General features: G+C 70.6%; 15 protein-coding genes. 9 read left to right on the forward strand and 6 right to left on the reverse strand.

Features of this window, described 5'->3' with window-relative positions:
• Positions 1-3: 3 nt before the first annotated feature.
• The 6 genes from ACWEIJ_RS25000 to ACWEIJ_RS25025 all read right to left on the reverse strand — a co-directional run bounded on the left by ACWEIJ_RS25000 (position 4) and on the right by ACWEIJ_RS25025 (position 4,970).
• Entirely contained in the window at positions 4-387 is a 384-nt protein-coding gene (locus tag ACWEIJ_RS25000) for a hypothetical protein (RefSeq protein WP_449839650.1), read from the reverse strand.
• Positions 388-413: 26 nt separating this feature from the next.
• A complete protein-coding gene (locus tag ACWEIJ_RS25005; RefSeq protein WP_449839651.1) occupies positions 414-1,295 on the reverse strand; it encodes a fructosamine kinase family protein in 882 nt (293 codons plus the stop codon).
• 159 nt (positions 1,296-1,454) lie between these two features.
• Positions 1,455-1,970 (reverse strand): hypothetical protein, encoded by a 516-nt coding sequence (locus tag ACWEIJ_RS25010; protein WP_449839652.1) that lies wholly within the window; start codon positions 1,968-1,970, stop codon positions 1,455-1,457.
• A complete protein-coding gene (locus tag ACWEIJ_RS25015) occupies positions 1,960-2,835 on the reverse strand; it encodes a hypothetical protein (RefSeq protein WP_449839653.1) in 876 nt (291 codons plus the stop codon). Before ACWEIJ_RS25015 ends, ACWEIJ_RS25010 begins: the two co-directional genes overlap by 11 nt.
• A 184-nt stretch (positions 2,836-3,019) precedes the next feature.
• Entirely contained in the window at positions 3,020-4,111 is a 1,092-nt protein-coding gene (gene chvE / locus ACWEIJ_RS25020; RefSeq protein ID WP_449839654.1) for a multiple monosaccharide ABC transporter substrate-binding protein, read from the reverse strand.
• 214 nt (positions 4,112-4,325) lie between these two features.
• Positions 4,326-4,970: a DedA family protein gene (locus tag ACWEIJ_RS25025; protein ID WP_449839655.1), complete on the reverse strand. Its 645-nt coding sequence runs from the start codon at positions 4,968-4,970 to the stop codon at positions 4,326-4,328.
• A 277-nt stretch (positions 4,971-5,247) separates the two neighbouring features.
• On the opposite strand from ACWEIJ_RS25025, the gene ACWEIJ_RS25030 reads away from it, so the two are divergent.
• The 9 genes from ACWEIJ_RS25030 (at position 5,248) to ACWEIJ_RS25070 (ending at position 15,884) form a co-directional block, all read left to right on the forward strand.
• A complete protein-coding gene (locus ACWEIJ_RS25030; RefSeq protein ID WP_449839656.1) occupies positions 5,248-6,573 on the forward strand; it encodes a cellulose binding domain-containing protein in 1,326 nt (441 codons plus the stop codon).
• A 253-nt stretch (positions 6,574-6,826) separates the two neighbouring features.
• Positions 6,827-9,295, forward strand: a complete 2,469-nt coding sequence (locus tag ACWEIJ_RS25035; protein ID WP_449839657.1) for a M12 family metallo-peptidase — start codon at positions 6,827-6,829, stop codon at positions 9,293-9,295.
• Positions 9,296-9,424: 129 nt separating this feature from the next.
• A complete protein-coding gene (locus tag ACWEIJ_RS25040; protein WP_449839658.1) occupies positions 9,425-9,928 on the forward strand; it encodes a methyltransferase family protein in 504 nt (167 codons plus the stop codon).
• Between the two features lie 308 nt (positions 9,929-10,236).
• The gene (locus tag ACWEIJ_RS25045; RefSeq protein WP_449839659.1) at positions 10,237-10,842 is read left to right on the forward strand and encodes a hypothetical protein; all 606 of its coding nucleotides are present in this window, start codon (positions 10,237-10,239) and stop codon (positions 10,840-10,842) included.
• Between the two features lie 99 nt (positions 10,843-10,941).
• Positions 10,942-11,970 carry a 3-oxoacyl-ACP synthase III family protein gene (locus ACWEIJ_RS25050; RefSeq protein ID WP_449839660.1) on the forward strand — a complete coding sequence of 343 codons (1,029 nt, stop codon included), beginning with the start codon at positions 10,942-10,944 and terminating at the stop codon, positions 11,968-11,970.
• Positions 11,970-13,823 carry an HAD-IIIC family phosphatase gene (locus tag ACWEIJ_RS25055; RefSeq protein ID WP_449839661.1) on the forward strand — a complete coding sequence of 618 codons (1,854 nt, stop codon included), beginning with the start codon at positions 11,970-11,972 and terminating at the stop codon, positions 13,821-13,823. Before ACWEIJ_RS25050 ends, ACWEIJ_RS25055 begins: the two co-directional genes overlap by 1 nt.
• Positions 13,820-14,047 carry an acyl carrier protein gene (locus tag ACWEIJ_RS25060; protein WP_449839662.1) on the forward strand — a complete coding sequence of 76 codons (228 nt, stop codon included), beginning with the start codon at positions 13,820-13,822 and terminating at the stop codon, positions 14,045-14,047. The genes ACWEIJ_RS25055 and ACWEIJ_RS25060 overlap by 4 nt, the downstream gene beginning before the upstream one ends.
• Positions 14,044-14,805: a 2-oxo acid dehydrogenase subunit E2 gene (locus ACWEIJ_RS25065; protein ID WP_449839663.1), complete on the forward strand. Its 762-nt coding sequence runs from the start codon at positions 14,044-14,046 to the stop codon at positions 14,803-14,805. The genes ACWEIJ_RS25060 and ACWEIJ_RS25065 overlap by 4 nt, the downstream gene beginning before the upstream one ends.
• The gene (locus ACWEIJ_RS25070; RefSeq protein WP_449839664.1) at positions 14,802-15,884 is read left to right on the forward strand and encodes a hypothetical protein; all 1,083 of its coding nucleotides are present in this window, start codon (positions 14,802-14,804) and stop codon (positions 15,882-15,884) included. Before ACWEIJ_RS25065 ends, ACWEIJ_RS25070 begins: the two co-directional genes overlap by 4 nt.
• Positions 15,885-15,895 lie beyond the last annotated feature (11 nt).

The raw sequence follows: 15,895 nt of genomic DNA on the forward strand, positions 1-15,895 counted from the left end.
CGGTCATACCTCCTGCGTCCTGTCGCCCGAGCGACCTGATACCAGCCACGACCAGCGCGGCAGCTCGGTCACCGCGGAGGCGGCCACGAGCACCGACACGCACGCGGCGATCGCGGGGTGCCAGGCGAACCACGACGACACCACCGCCGCGACCATCTGCAGCACCACCAGCCCGACCGTGACGTGGCCCGGGACGGGGACGATCACCTGCCGCTTGTCGCCCGGTGTGGCGAACACCGTCGGCAGTCCGATCAGGACGACCACCGCGACGATCGCCAGCGGCCACGAGATGCCCCACAACGCCCACGGTGTGGCGACCCACGCGACCAACTCGGTGAGGAACCTCAGGGCGGAGGCCGGACCTGGGCGGTTCGGAGAAGTCGGCACAGCCGCAGAGGTTAGCCGTTGGCCGATCACGCCCGACGGCGGAACGGCCGGAGAAGCGCCCGCACCTGCTCGGCCGCGCCCCAGTCGTGGTCGAACTGGGCGATCACGGCCAGGTGCTGACGCAGCTGGACCAACGGCATCCGCTCCCGCCAGCCGTCGTCCAGGCCGGTCAGCTCCGCGTACAGGCCGAAGAACCGCTTCGCCTCCGGCGGGTGCGGAGAGCACCACAGGTGCGCCAGGTCGACCTCGGCCCAGGTGAAGGAGACCGCCGGGTCGATCAGTGCGGGCAGACCCGCTTCGGTGGCGAGAACGTTGTGCGCCCACAGATCACCGTGCGTCAGGCAGGCCGGCCGGCGTGGCAGCAGGTCGGGCAGCCGCTCGCACAGCCGTTCCAGCGCCCGCCGGTCACGTTCGTCCAGCGCCGCCAGCACGCGTCGCTCCGGCAGCCAGCGCAACAGGCGGTGCCGCGCGAAGAACTCGTACCCGTCGGCAGTCCACGCGTTCTCCTGCCGGTAGCGGCCGAGCCAGTTGTCGCGCTCCCAGCCGAACCTGTCGTGCACCGTCGAGGTGTGCAGCCGTGCCAGCGCGTGGGCCAGCTGTTCCCAGAAGGCCTCCGTCGCCGGCCGTTCCCGCAGGACCGACAGCACCAGCAGGTCCCGCGTCACGAGAACGACTTCCGGCGTGGTGAGCCCACCGCGTTCCCGCAGCGCCCCCAGCCCTTCCGCCTCGGCCGCGAACACCTCGTCCGCCGGCACCTCGGCGAAGGACTTGACGAACAACGGAGGTCCGCCACGACGGGTCGCCACGCCGGCGAGCGCCGCGAACCCGCCCTCGACCGGGTCGACGGCGGTGACATCGCGCAGGCCCGCGGCGTGCAGGCGGTCCAGGAGCAACGAGGCGGTCGGCACGGGAACACAGGCTACGGCCGTGTGCGGCACCGCGGCGACGGAACCGAGCGCGACCGCACGTTCCCCGACTGTCCTTTGCAGACTGTCAAGTGCTCCGCGGGCGAAGGGCAGGACCTCGATCTCGTGATCCCCCGGTGGTCGCGAAGTCGCCAAAACCGCTCAGCTGAGCAGCTCCGCGACGTGCACCCGCTCACGGCGAGCCCAGAAGCGATGTCCTCCGCCGTGGAAGACCACGCGGACACCTTGTTCGAACGTGACCGCGACGACCTGACCGACCGGCCCGATCGAGCCGTACAGCCGGACGACGTCACCCGGCATCAGCTTCTCCGCGTGTTTCGTGCCGACGTTGCGGGCCGAGGACGCGGGCCGCACCCAGGTGATCACGATCCCCCAGACGGCACTGCACAGCACGGGAACCACGACCACCAGCACGCCGGCGGCCACCGGAAACGTGTTGAGCAGCAGCACCGCGCCGACCATCGCCCCCAGCATCCCCAGCAACGCCGCCATGAGCGCCGAGCTCACGGGCTGGTCGCCGAACTGCAGCCATCCCGTCGTGCGCACCCAGCCCTCCGCGGTCAGGCCGCGCGGTGGACTGCCGTCCGGGAGACAGAGCTTCTCGTCGACGGCAGGGGCGTGTTCGCGAAACAGATCGACATGATCCTCAGTGGACACGCCGCCACCTCAACCGGTCGCGACCGTTGCGCTGGCAGACCATCTCGTCACCGTTCGCGGACGTGCGCCGCGCGCCCTCGTCGAAACACGGCCTGCCCAGCAGAACGTCGATCCAGGAGTCGTCCCGCGGCGACGAGGTGGACGTGACCGGAGCCGAAGACGATGTGGGCTCGACGGAGCCGGTGGTGGTCGTGACGGTCGTCGTGGTGGCCGGCGCCGGTGAGGAGGACGCGGAGCTGCTCGACGCCGTGGTCGCCGCGGCGGCCGACGTCGTCACGTCCGCGGCACAGCCGGCCGCCCACCGGCCGCGGAGCTCCTGACGGGCCGCGGCGTCGACGACGGCGAGATCGGCGCGGCCTGCCGGATCGGCGGGCGCGTAACCGTCGTGCACGACGGTGCGGGCGTAGTCCGTCCCGTCCGGCAGTGCCACGTCGACGGTCATCCGGTCGCCGTCGAAGACGCCGTCCTTCCTGACCACGAGCCGCACGTTCTTGCCGAGCAGCAGGTTCTGCGCGGCCTGGCGCGACTGCGTCTGCCAGCAGCCGGTCCTGAGCAGCCCGGCGACGTGGGCGGAGAAGAAGAGCCCGGTGGCGGGCTCCACCCCGTCGAAGGAGTCCACATCGGACACCGCGTGGACCACGGCCTCGAAGGAGTCCCCGCGGTGCACGGCCGCCTCCGGCCCGTCGTTCGGGCGATCGCGCGGCAGCACCTCACCGGCGAAGCCGACCGTCCCGGTGGTGAAGACCGCGGTGAGGACGCCGAAGCCGATCAGTGCCAGTCTCGACCGCTGGTCGGTGCGCCACCAGAAGCGGCGGACAATCCCCGGACACCTCTTGTGAATGTTCAGCTCGATTGGTTTGGACAACGAAAGAACCCGTATCCGTTCGCGATGATCTCAACGTTTCCCCTGGTGGAGGCAGTGTCATCGCCGACAACCGATAGGTCAACAATCAAAACGGTTCAATCGAATAATCATTCGTCGTTCACATGCGTCGCGCTGTGATTGCCTCCGCACGCGTTCGACACCATCTCGTCGAACATTCGACGCGTCAGCGGAGCTGGGCGTCGGTGTAGTACCCGGACTCGACCAGAACCTTGTGGTAGTTGCCCTGGTCGACGCTCACCGGGTTGAGCAGGAAGGCCGGCACGACCTTGACGCCGTTGCTGTAGTCGTTGAGGTTGTTCACCTGCGGCGGCGTCCGGCCCTTCAGCACCGCGTCGGCCATCCTCGCCGTGGCGGTGGCCAGTTCGCGGGTGTCCTTGTAGATCGTCGAGTACTGCTCACCGGCGATGATGGACTTCACGGAGGCGAGCTCGGCGTCCTGGCCGGTCACGACCGGGAAGGCGGGCCCGTAGCCGTTGTTCTTCAACGCGGTGAGGATGCCCAGGGAAATGCCGTCGTAGGGCGAGAGCACGCCGCTCACCTTGGCCCGGCGGTAGGTCGTGGAGAGGATGTCCTCCATGCGCCTGCGGGCGGTCTCGCCGTCCCACCGCAGGGTCGTGACGGCCTGGAAGTCCATCTGCCCGCTGCGCACCACCAGGGCGCCGCTGTCGAGGTACGGCTTGAGCACGGACATGGCGCCGTTGAAGAAGAACGTCGAGTTGTTGTCGTCCGGAGAGCCGGCGAACAGCTCGATGTTGAACGGCCCCGGCGCGGAACCGGGCTTGCCGTCGGCGGTGCGCAGTCCCAGCCCGGTCAGCAGCGACTCGGCCTGGTAGATGCCCACCCGGAAGTTCTCGAAGGTCGCGTAGTAGTCGACGTACGGGCTGTTGCGCAGGAGCCGGTCGTAGGCGATCACCGGAATCCTGGCGTCGGCGGCGTGCTGCAGCGGCTGGGTCAGCGCGGAGCCGTCCACCGACGCGATGATCAGCACCTTCGCGCCCTTGGTGATCTGGCTCTCGATCTGCTTCGCCTGCGCGGGGACGTCGTTCTCGGCGTACTGCAGGTCGACCCGGTACCCCTGCGCTTCCAGGTCGTGCTTGATGTTCTGACCGTCGCGGGTCCAGCGCTCCGACGAGGTCGTCGGCATCGTGACGCCCACTAACGCGCCGCCGGGACTCGACGGCTGGTCCGCCGGGCGCGCACCGCACGCCGCAACCAGCAGCACGACCACGGGCACCACTGATCTAGCCAATCTCATGCCTGCTCCAAGCGCGGATCAACACCGGTGTTGACGACCGCCGCGGTTCCCGGGGCGGGCCGAAAGCACGGTCTTCTTGTGATCCGCGCCACGAGCGGCTGTGAACGTTAACAAGCGACGGCGCGCTGATCAAGCGGAACTTTCCGGTCATTCGACGCCGGCGTCGAACCCGTTCGCGGACCGGCAGAAGATCCGATGTGGACAGACCGCCGTTTCAGGCCACTTCTTCCAGTTCGCCGGATTCGACCGCCGCCACCTGCCCGCGGCGGCGCAGGACGACGATCACGCCGACGACCACCGCGACCGCCAGCAGCACCCACATCGCTCCGTTGAAGACGGACTCGACGTACTTCGCCGAGGCACCCGCCGCCGAGCCGATGCCGATGTGCAGCGCCGACCAGCACGCCGCACCGGCGACCGAGGCCGGCAGGAACCGGCGGTACTCCAGTTTCGACGCACCCGCCGACGCCGGCACCAGCGTGCGCACGACCGGCATGAACCGGGCGACGAACACCGCCCACGCCCCACGCCGCCGCAACAACTCTCCCGCCTTGTCCCAGTGCTGCCGGCCGATCCTGCGGACCACCGCGCTGTCGCGCAGCCGGCCACCGAACCGGCGGCCGAGGTAGTAGCCGATGCTGTCGCCCGCCACCGCGCACACCGTCACCACCAGCCACATGACCACGAACCTGGGCACGCTCGTCACCGCCGTCGAGGCCAGCAGGAGAGCGGTCTCGCCCGGCGCGAGGAAACCCACGCCGAGCGTGCACTCCGCCAGCGTCAACGCACCCGTCACCGCCAGCACGGCGGGCTGCGGCAGACCGGCCAGCCCTTCGAGGGCATCGGTCAAGAAGGCCATGAGCTCTCCCCAGTGGAACATCAGAACGCGGGTTCGCCGGGCAGTCCACCGCAATGAGCACCGCCCCCACATCGGCCCGCGGTCTGAACCGGCGGTACACCTCGGGGGTAAGGGCGAACCCCCAGTGGGAACGACGTTGTGACCAAGTGGCCCGATCTTCCGGACGGTCGGCCACTTGCCGGGCCCGCTCCCCCGTTCGTCGTCCTTGACACCGCGAGACGTGCCCCGCATTCTGGGAGCGCTCCCAGAATGTCGGCGGCGTTGCCAAGGGGTGGCCATGAAACCGTGTCGCAGCAGGCTGTCCGCACGTCGGCTGACGTTGGTCCTGGGCGCCGCCCTCGCGGTACTGGTCGTGGTCGCGGGCTCGCTCGTGCCCACGAGCTCGACGGCCGCCCCCGCGGCGCCGGTGACCGGCACCGCCACCCACTTCGACGGGCTCGGCGCACCCTACGGCGGCTGCGGACTGCCCCAGGAAGTGCTGGACTCCCAGGACTTCGTGGCGCTCAACGTCTACAACACGCCCGGCGACTACAGCTTCTACCCGAGGCCGATCCCGCCCTCGCAGGCGGCCAAGATCGGGCTGTGGGACAACGGGCGCAACTGCGGCCGGTTCGTGCAGGTCACCATCGGCGACTACTGCACCGGCACCAACGACGGCGCGGCCGGGCAACCGTTCTGCCGCAACGGTTCCTGGATCTCCGACGGGTACAACGGCGCGACCCTGACCATGGTGGTGGCGGACAGCTGCGGCGACTCCAACGCCTGGTGCCGCGACGACCCGAACCACCTCGACCTGTCCACCGCCTCGCTCAACAGGTTCCTGCGCAACGGTGTTCCGGTCGGCGACCTCAACCCCGCGCACTGGAACAACCGCAAGGTGTCCTGGTCCTACGTCCCGAGCCCGAACTACACCGGCGACCTGCGGCTGGGCTTCCTGCAGGGCGCCCAGCGGTACTGGCCGGCGATCGCGGTGTCGCACCTGGCCAACGGCATCCACGGGGTGGAGTACCTGAACGAGAGCGGGACGTGGACGCAAGCCAAGCCCAACAGCGACATGGGGCAGGCGTTCATCATCGGCCCGACCACGAACGCGGGGACCTCGTACGAGATCAGGGTGCGCGACGCTGCCGACGCGCTGGTGAACGGCGGCCGGACCTACCGGTTCTCGTTGCCCGGCCAGTGCTCGTCGACGTGTTCGGCCGCCTACACGGCCGTCACCTACACCACCGGCGACGGCACTCCGCCCACGAGCACGACCACCACAACGACCACGACCACGACGACTACGACCACGCCTCCTCCGGCCAACGGGTGCACCGCGACCGCGACGATCACCGGTACCTGGAGCGGTGGCTACCAGGTGGACGTCGTCGTCAAGAACACCGGGTCGAGCCCGCTGTCCGGGTGGACGTCGTCGTTCTCCTTCGACGGTGACCAGCGGATCACGAACTCGTGGAACGCGACCGTGAGCCAGACCGGACGACAGGTCACCGCGAGCAACCAGAACTACAACGGAAACCTGGCCGCGGGCGCGAGCACCACGTGGGGTGCCGTCATCACCGGGAACAAGGCCGCCTTGTCACCGGCCTGTGCGGCGCGGTGAACCCGCCGTACCGCAAAGAAGGACTCCTGCCAAGCGACGATCGTCTGGAATGACCGCCCACCAAGAAGATTCCACTTTTCCCGGAAACGCTGTCCGACCGCAGAAGCGCTACCGCCGAGCAACATCACGGCGATAACGTCCTTTCGGCGCACGACCGTCCGTGCGACCCGAAACCCTGCACTAGGAGCCTCGCAGCGTGCCTAGAACATCGTCAACGAATCGACTCAGGACAGCGGCCGCGGCGGTGATCGCGGTGACCGCACTGGCCGGACTGCCCGCGGTGAGCACCGCGGCGCCGGAGAACCCGTGGACCGCGGTGTCCGCACCAGGGGCGGCGTCCCTGTCCGCCGAGCAACCCGAGATCCGGACCGGCCGGTACGCGGGCTACGCGCTCGACCGCGCCGCCATGGCGTCCAAATTGGACGGTGAGGCCGCGCGCGAGGTGCTCCTGCCCACGCCGGAGGGCGGCTTCCAGCGGTTCCGGCTGGAGGACGCGCCGGTGATGGAGGCCGGGCTGGCCGCGGCGCACCCCGAGATCAGGACGTACTCGGGCAGGGGCCTCGACGATCCCGCCGCCTCCGTGCGGGCCGACCTCACGCCGCTGGGCTTCCACGCGTCGGTCCGCTCGCCGCGCGGCCAGTGGTACGTCGACCCGTACCAGCGCACCGGTCAGGGGCTGTACGCGAGCTACTACGGCCGTGACCTCGCCAGGCCGGCCAGTTCACTGGTGGAACGCGGGTCCGTCCGGGGATCGGCGCCCGACGTGCAGGCCAACGGCGCCGCCGGGCCCGTGCGGTTGCGCACCTACCGGCTCGCGCTCGTCACCGATCCGTCCTACGCGACGTACTTCGGCGCCGCCAACGTCACCGCCGCGAAGGTCACCCTGATCAACCGGGTCAACCAGGTCTACGAGGACGAGACCGCGATCCGGCTGCTGCTGGTCAACGACACCGACAAGACGAACCTCAACACCGCGGCGATGGCCTTCGAGCCCAACGGTCCCTGTGGCGCGGAGGCCTGCTTCGCGCCGAGCGACCTCACCGCGTGCGACGTTCCCGCGCTCTACCGCAACCCGACCGTGCTCGGTCAGCTCGTCGGCGCGAGCAACTACGACGTCGGGCACATCGGCCTCGGCGTCAACGGCGGCGGCCTGGCGGCCCTCGGCGTGGTCGGCCGCGAGGACAAGGCACTGGGCTGCACGGGGTTGCCGACACCGGTCGGTGACTTCTACGCGGTCGACTACGTGGCGCACGAGATCGGCCACCAGTTCGGCGGCAACCACACGTTCAACGGCTCGCAGTACAACTGCGCGTCGGACAACCGGAACGCGAGCACGTCGGTCGAGCCCGGCAGCGGGTCGTCGATCATGGCCTACGCCGGGATCTGCCAACAGGACAACCTGCAGCCGCACAGCGACCCGTACTGGTCGCAGCGCAGCTTCACCGAGATCACCTCGTACGTCACGAGCACCCAGCCCGTCATGAACGAGCAGCAGAACGTGTCGCTGCGCGACTTCGACGGCACGGACTCGTTCCGGATCAGCTTCCGCGGCCGGGAGTCGGCGCCGATCGTGCGCGGCACGAACTACACCGACACCGGCATCAAGGCCGCCATCGAGGCGATCCCGGGGTGGCCCGCGGGCGCGACGGTCGACGTGCTCGGGTTCGGCGGTCACGAGATGACCGACGCCGGGTTCCGGGTCAGCTTCACCGGCGGTCCGCTGGCGGGCAAGGACGTGCCGTCGCTCGTCATCACCGACGCGCACGGCACGACCGGTCTCGTGGGCGAGGAGATCAAGGGCGGCAAGCCCGACAACGGCGGACGCCGCGTCACCAACACCGGCAACCACGCGCCCGTGGTGAACGTCGCGCCGAAGTACACCATCCCGGTCCGCACGCCGTTCGCGCTGACCGGACGCGCGATCGACGTCGACGGCGACACCGTCACGTACATGTGGGAGCAGAACGACATCGGTGGCGCCACCGGCACGGGGCTGGTGAGCAACACCAAGACCGACGGGCCGCTGTTCCGGCAGTTCGGCACCGCCGCCGTCGTCAGCAAGGAGGACGCGCTCAAGTACCACTCGCCGGGTGAGAACGCCGTGACCACCAACCCCACCAGGGTCTTCCCCGACCTGGCCCAGATCGCGGCGAACAACACCAACGCCCGCAGCGGTGCCTGCCCGGCCGCACCGCCGCCGCCCACCACCGGCGGCGGGACGAACGTGCCGGCCGAGCTGATCGACTGCTACTCGGAGTTCCTGCCCACCGCGGACTGGGTCGGCGTCACCAAGGACCGGACGCTGCACTTCCGGCTCACCGCCAGGGACGGACGTCCCGGTGGCGGCGGCATCAGCAGCGCGGACACCGCACTCGTGCTGGCACCGACCGCGGGCCCGTTCCTCGTGACCTCGCAGGCGGCCGCGACCACGCTGGCCGGTGGCACGGAGCAGACGATCACCTGGGACGTGGCGGGCACCAACGTGGCGCCGATCGGCGTGCGCGACGTGAAGATCTCGCTGTCGCTCGACGGCGGCCTGACCTTCCCGCACGTGCTCGCGCACCGCACGCCCAACGACGGCAGCGCGACCGTCTGCCTGCCGCGGGTCAGCACGTCCAAGGCGAGGATCAAGATCGAGGCGGTCGGGAACGTCTTCTTCGACCTCAACGACGCGGACTTCACCATCCAGCCGCCGTCCTCGGGTGCCGCCGGACTGCTGTGACACACCGCAACGGAGGGGCGATCGACTCGCCCCTCCGTTCTGCGGCAGTAGTCCGACCAGGTGAACAACGCCGACAAGAACGCCCGTCCGGCTACCCGTGGTGACGCGAAGCAGGTATGGGTGTACTCCATGGAGAGACGGAAGGCGGCGATCGGCTCGGCCGCGTTCTTCGTGCTCGCTCCGGGCGGCGTCGCCGGGCTGGTGCCCTGGCTGCTGACCCGCTGGCGGCTGGGGGAGCCGCTGCCGTTCTGGTCGCCGCTGCGCGTGCTCGGCGCGGTCGTGCTGCTGGCCGCGCTCGCCGTGCTGATCTCCGCGTTCGCCCGCTTCGCGCTGGAGGGGCTCGGCACGCCCGCGCCGGTCGCGCCGCCCGATCGTCTCGTCGTGGGCGGGCTCTACCGGTACGTGCGCAACCCGATGTACCTCGCGGTGCTGTCGTTGATCATCGGGCAGGCGCTGCTGCTGGGGCAGCCGGTCCTCTTCGCCTATGCCGCCGTGGTGTCCGCGGCGTTCACCGCGATGGTGCACTGGCACGAGGAACCGGCCCTGCACCGCCAGTTCGGCGACCAGTACGACACCTACCGGGCGGCCGTGCCGGGGTGGTGGCCGCGGCGCAGGCCCTGGCAGCCGCGGTGACCGGGCCCAGGCCGGCACCCTTGATCACCGCTCGTCCAGCGCGTCCTCCAGGAACGCCGTGACGAGCTCGACGAACTCCTTGTTCGACGCACAACAGGGCGGATCCGTCGGTGGTCCCCGGCGAGCTGTTCCTCGCTGATCTTGCCGAGGGCGTTGTCGTTCAGGGCACGTGCTTGATCGGGATTCCGTGCTTCACCGCGACAACGCGACCGTGCGCCCGTCCACGACGACACTGCGCACGCGCCCGTCCTCCGGGACGTCGGAGGGATCCACCCGATGCCGTGACCGGCGTTGCACGAGGAGACGAGATGACTTTCGAAACGACCCGCCGCGCGTTGCACGGCATCGCGGAACTGGTCCTCGCCGGACCCCAGTACGACCGCAGCCGCACCATCCGGCTGCGCCCCAGGCCGGGAGGCTTCGGCACGGTCGCCGAACCGGACGTGCGCGTCGACGGCGACCAGCTCGTCGCGAACGGCGTGCGCGTGCCGCTCAAAGGCACGTGCGCCGACCTGGCGGCGGCCGCGGGCATGCGGGTCCGCTCTCTCGGCGACGTCTACCGCGACGGTTCCGGCGTCACCCCCGACGAGGAGCTCCGCGTGGATCCGGACGACGCCCGGCTCCTCGCCGACGCCTTCGCTGCGGGCGACCGGGCGTTGCGCGAGCTCGCCCCGGACCTGACGCCGGTGCTCTGGCCGGAGCACTTCGACCTCGGTATCACCCTCGACGAGGTCAACTACGGCATCTCCCCCGGCGACCGGCACCTCGCCGAGCCCTACGCCTACGTCGGTCCGTGGCGGCAGCGCAGCGGACCGTTCTGGAACACCGGGTTCGGCGCCGCGCACCCGCTCGCCGGGCTCGGCTCGATCGTCGAGTTCTTCCGCGAGGGCCGCGAGGAAGCCGCGCAACCGTGACCGGTGCCGCTCGACCTTCAGGGTGGCTTTAGCGGTGGCTTAAGGCGTGCTTTCCAGGATGGCCTGGCCGCAGTGCAGGCATCCGAAGGGAATCCAGCCATGACCACCGACGTCCGCGTCCTCGCGGCGGGCTCGGCGTTGCCGGGTCCGCTGGTCGACAACGCCGCACTCGCCAGGCGGTTCCGCATGACCTCCGCCTGGGAGCAGTGGGTCGACACGTTCATCGGCACCCGGTCGCGCCACCTCGCCGTCGATCTGGAGAGCGGACAGGTGCGCTGCTCGCTCACCGATCTCGCCGCGCAGGCGGGTGGCCGCGCGCTCGACGCGGCCGGGGTCGAGCCCCGCGACGTCGACCTGATGGTGTTCGGCACCGCGACGCCGGACAAGCTCATGCCCGCCACGGTGAACATGGTCGCCGAGCGGCTCGGCATCGACAACGTGCCCACCTACCAGCTCCAGTCCGGCTGCACCGGGGCGATCGGCGCGCTCGACGTCGCCAGGCAGTTGCTGCTCACCGGCGAGCACCGCACCGCGCTCGTGCTCGGTGGGGACGTGTGCGCCAAGCACTTCGACCCGGACATCGACCTGACCGCGCTCTCCCCGGCCGAGCTGGTGAACGTCGTGCTGTTCGGTGACGGCGCCGGCGCCGCCGTGCTCACCACCGACGCCGAGCCTGGCGCGCCGAGGATCCGCCGGGTGCTCAACCGGCTCGTCGGGCTCGGCCGTGAGCCGGGACAGGTCGTCGACTGGTACGGGCAGGCGCGGCGGGAACCGGACGGGCCCGCGTTGCGCGAGGACTACAAGGCCATCGAAGAGCTCGTTCCGGTGCTGTCCATCGAGGTGCTCAAGGAGCTGCTGGACGCGTTGTCCTGGCAGGACACCGATGTCGACTACCTGCTGCCGCCGCAGCTGTCCGGCTCGATGACCAGGCGCATCGTCGACGAGCTGGGCCTTGCCGCCGCGGAGGAGGTGAGCTGTGTCAGCGAGATCGCGAACATCGGCAACGCCGCGCCATTCGTCCAGCTGGAACGCCTGCTCCCCGAACTGGTGTCCGGTGACCGCGCGATCGCGATCGCCGTCGAGTCCAGCAAGTGGATCAAGGCCGGTTTCGCGCTGGAGATGGACTGATGGACCCGATCACCGAACTCGTCGCCATCCACCGCGCCGGCACGCTCGCGGAGCGGTACGCCGATGTGCCCGCGTTGCTGTCGGGACTGTCCGGTGACGACCTGACCCGTGCGGGCAGGCTGCTGGCCGGGGCGGATCCCGACCTGGTGCAGGCGCGCAACCCCGGGTTGACCGCGTGCACCGTGGCGGTGACCGGTCACGGCACGCTGTCGGGGCTCGTCGCGCCGCTGACCGCCGAGCTGGCCAGGCACGGCCTGCTCCCCCGGACGCGGGTCGGCGACTACGGCACCTACGTCTCCGATCTGTCCTCGGAGGACAGTCCGTTGCTCGCGGGCGACCCGCGGCTGGTGCTGTGCGTGCTGACCCATCACGCCGTGTTCGAGCAGGTTCCGGTGCCGTGGCGGGTCGAGGACGTGACGCTCGTCCTGGACGCCCAGGTCCGGTTGCTGGCCGGGCTCGTCGCGCGCTACCGCGGTTCGGGCACGGTCGTGCTCAACACGCTGCCGCTGCCGCAGGACGTGCTCGCGCAGCTGATCGACCACCGGTCGCGGGCCCGGCTCGGTGCCGCGTGGCGCGAGGCGAACGCGGCTCTGCTGCGCCTGTCCGCCGAGCACCGCCACGTCGTGGTGCTCGATCTCGACGCGCTGCTCGCGTCCGGCGCGGCGCTCAGCGAGCCGCGGATGTCCCGCTACGCCAGGGCGCACCTGTCCCCCGAGCTGCTGGGCGCCTACGCGAGGCAGGTCGGGCACCTCGCCCGCGCGGTGTCGGGCAAGGGCAGGAAGGTGCTGGCCGTCGACCTGGACGAGACGACGTGGGGCGGTGTGCTCGGCGAGGTCGGCCAGGAGGGCATCGAGGTCGCCGACACCTACCGCGGCGAGGCGTTCGCGGCGTTCCAGGCCGTGGTGAAGCAGCTGGCGTCGCAGGGCGTGCTGCTGGCGGCGGTGAGCAAGAACGATCTCGCGCCGGTGCTCGAAGCCGTGCGCACGCACCCGCGGATGACGTTGCGCGAGGAGGACTTCGTCCGCATCACGGCCGACTGGCGGCCCAAGCACGACCACCTCGCGCAGCTCGCCGGCGACCTCAACCTCGGCGTGGACAGCCTGGTGTTCGTCGACGACAACCCGTTCGAGTGCGGTCTCGTGCGGCACTCGCTGCCGGAGGTCGCCGTCGTCCAGGTCGACACCGAGCCGGCGCTGCACGTGCCGAAGCTGTTGCGGGACGGGTGGTTCGACGTCGTGGAGGCGACGGAGGAGGACCGGGCCCGGCCCGCGCGCTACCGCGACGAGCTGGCGCGCACGGACTTCCTGCAGAGCTTCGACTCGCTGGAGGACTACCTGGCCGAGCTGGACGTGTGGGTCAGGTTCGAGCCGGCCACGGCGGCCGAGGTCGCCCGCGTCTCGCAGATGACCCTGCGCACCAACCAGTTCAACCTCACCACCGTCCGGTTGCAGCAGCAGGACGTCACCGCCCTGCTCGACGGCGACGACACCGAGGTGCTGGTGATCGAGTCCGGGGACCGGTTCGGCGACAACGGGATCGTCGGCGCGGTGTTCCTGCGCCGCGACGGTGACGCGGTGCGCATCGAGAACTTCCTGCTCAGCTGCCGGGTGTTCGCCAGGGGGATCGAGCAGGCCTGCCTCGCGGAGGTGCTGCGCAGGGCACGGGCCGTCGGAGCGACGCACGTGATCGCCTCCTACCGACCGACGGCGAAGAACCACAACGTCGCGGACTTCTACCCCCGCAACGGGTTCGTGCCCGACGCGACCGGCACCGAGTTCCGCCACGACCTCACCGCCATCCCCGCCGGGCATCTCCACATCCGGCTCACCGCTGCCGAAGGGACCTCCGCATGAAGACCATCGACGACTTCGTGACGTTGCTGCGCGAGGAGATCGGCCTCGCGGTGAGCGCCGACGACGTCGAGGCCGACCTGGACCAGGTGCCGGGGTGGGACTCCATCCACCTGCTGGCGCTGACGATGGTGCTGGAGCAGCGGACCGGCCGCACGATCGCCATGCCGGACCTGCTGGAGGCGGCCACGCTCGGCCACATCTACCGGTTGGCGGCGGCCGCGTGAAGCCCGCGCCGGTACCCCACCACCGCAGGCAGACCCTGCACTTCCTCGACCACATCCGCGGGTTCTCGCCGGTGTTCCTGGGCACCGACGTCGACATGACCGCCGTGCTGGCGCACCGCGCGGCCGCCGAGGCCGACGGGCTGCGCTACTCCGTGGTGACCTACGTGCTGCACGCCGCGGCCGGTGTCCTCGCGGCACATCCGGAGGCCAACAGCGCCATCCACGGCCGGTGGCGGCCGCGGATCGCCCGCTACGAGCAGGTGAACGCGAAGCTGGCGCTGGACAAGCTCGTCGCGGGCAGGCGCGCGGTGCTGTCCGCGGTGCTGCCCGATCTCGCCCACGCCAAGCTCGCCGACATCCAGCGGCAGGTCGAGCACTTCCGCGACGGCGACCCGGACACCATGCCGGAGTTCGCGGGCGTGCGCCGGCTGCAGCGGCTGCCGATCGCGTTGGGGCGCCTGGCGTTCCGGCGGTTCGTCGGTCCCCTGCGCCGGCGGGCGGACCTCTTCGGGACGTTCGCGGTGAGCTCGCTCGGCCACCGGCCGGTCGACTCGTTCCACTCGGTCGGCGGCACGACGGTCACGTTCGGCGTGGGACAGATCGCGCCGAAGCCGGTGGTGCGTGACGGTGACATCGTTGTCGCACCGGTCATGCGGCTCAACACGTCGTTCGACCACCGGGTGATCGACGGTGGCGAGGCGGCGGACGTGCTCGCCGAGCTGAAGCACGCGCTGGAGCACTTCGAGGTGACGACGTGAACGACGTCGCCGAGCTCAAGCGGTTCATCGTGGTGCACGCCAAGGCGCAGGGCGTGCGCGCCGCGGAGTACGAGCCGCTGCTGCAGCGGATCACCAACGACACCGACGGCGAGCCGGGCTCGTGGGCGAGGGTGTGGCGCACCGCGGGTGAGGCGCTGGAGGCGCGCGGCGATCTGCTCGGTGCGAACCGCCGGTACGTGCTGGCGCGGTTCCCGTTCGTCGACGGCCCGAGCCGCGAACTGGCGCAGGAGCGCTACGTGCGGGCGTTCGCGCGGTGGAGCGCGGCGCAGACGGACCTGGAGCCCGTCGAGGTGAAGGTGGGCGACGACGTCGTGCGCTGCTGGGCGACCGGGTTGTCCGCCACCGCGCCGCGACCGCTGGTGGTGATCTGCGGCGGCATCGTCAGCGTGAAGGAGCAGTGGGCGCCGACGTTGCGGCTGGCGCGCAGGCTCGGCCTGGCCGCGGTGGTGACCGAGATGCCCGGCGTCGGGGAGAACCCGATGCCCTACGACGCGGACGGCTGGCGGTTGTTCAGCGCGGTGCTGGACGCGGTCGCCGACCGGGCCGACACCGATCGCACGACCGCGCTGGCGCTGAGCTTCAGCGGGCACCTGGCGTTGCGGTGCGCGGTCGCCGACCCGCGGATCACCGCCGTGATCACCGCCGGCGCACCGGTCGCCGGGTTCTTCACCGGTGACCACTGGACCACCCTGCCGAAGGTCACCACCGACACGCTCACCCGGCTCACGGGCAGGCCACCGGCCCAGCTCGCGGACCTGGCGCTGACCGGTGAGCAGCTCGCCGCGCTGGACATCCCGGTGCACTACCTCGCGAGCCTGCGCGACGAGGTCGTCCCGCAGGAGGACCTGGCGCTGCTGCGCCGCCACGTGCGGCGGTTGCGGGTCCAGGAGAACGACGACGTGCACGGCTCACCGCGGCACGTGCTGGAGAGCCGCCTGTGGGTGGTCGAGTCGCTGATGCGGCTGACCGGCCGGCCCGCGGTCACCACCGCGCTGGTCGGCGGCCTGCGCAGGACCCTGCGCGGCATCCAGCGACAACGCCCGCACGACAACGGATAGGCGACGCGACC

The sequence above is a fragment of the Lentzea sp. NPDC004789 genome (genome assembly GCF_053601075.1).

Bases quoted from the DNA above. Each gene is read 5' to 3' on its own strand.
- chvE (WP_449839654.1), bottom strand. From the start codon at position 4,111: ATGAGATTGGCTAGATCAGTGGTGCCCGTGGTCGTGCTGCTGGTTGCG.
- ACWEIJ_RS25025 (WP_449839655.1), bottom strand. From the start codon at position 4,970: ATGGCCTTCTTGACCGATGCCCTCGAAGGGCTGGCCGGTCTGCCGCAG.
- ACWEIJ_RS25030 (WP_449839656.1), top strand. From the start codon at position 5,248: ATGAAACCGTGTCGCAGCAGGCTGTCCGCACGTCGGCTGACGTTGGTC.
- ACWEIJ_RS25040 (WP_449839658.1), top strand. From the start codon at position 9,425: ATGGAGAGACGGAAGGCGGCGATCGGCTCGGCCGCGTTCTTCGTGCTC.
- ACWEIJ_RS25045 (WP_449839659.1), top strand. From the start codon at position 10,237: ATGACTTTCGAAACGACCCGCCGCGCGTTGCACGGCATCGCGGAACTG.
- ACWEIJ_RS25050 (WP_449839660.1), top strand. From the start codon at position 10,942: ATGACCACCGACGTCCGCGTCCTCGCGGCGGGCTCGGCGTTGCCGGGT.
- ACWEIJ_RS25055 (WP_449839661.1), top strand. From the start codon at position 11,970: ATGGACCCGATCACCGAACTCGTCGCCATCCACCGCGCCGGCACGCTC.
- ACWEIJ_RS25060 (WP_449839662.1), top strand. From the start codon at position 13,820: ATGAAGACCATCGACGACTTCGTGACGTTGCTGCGCGAGGAGATCGGC.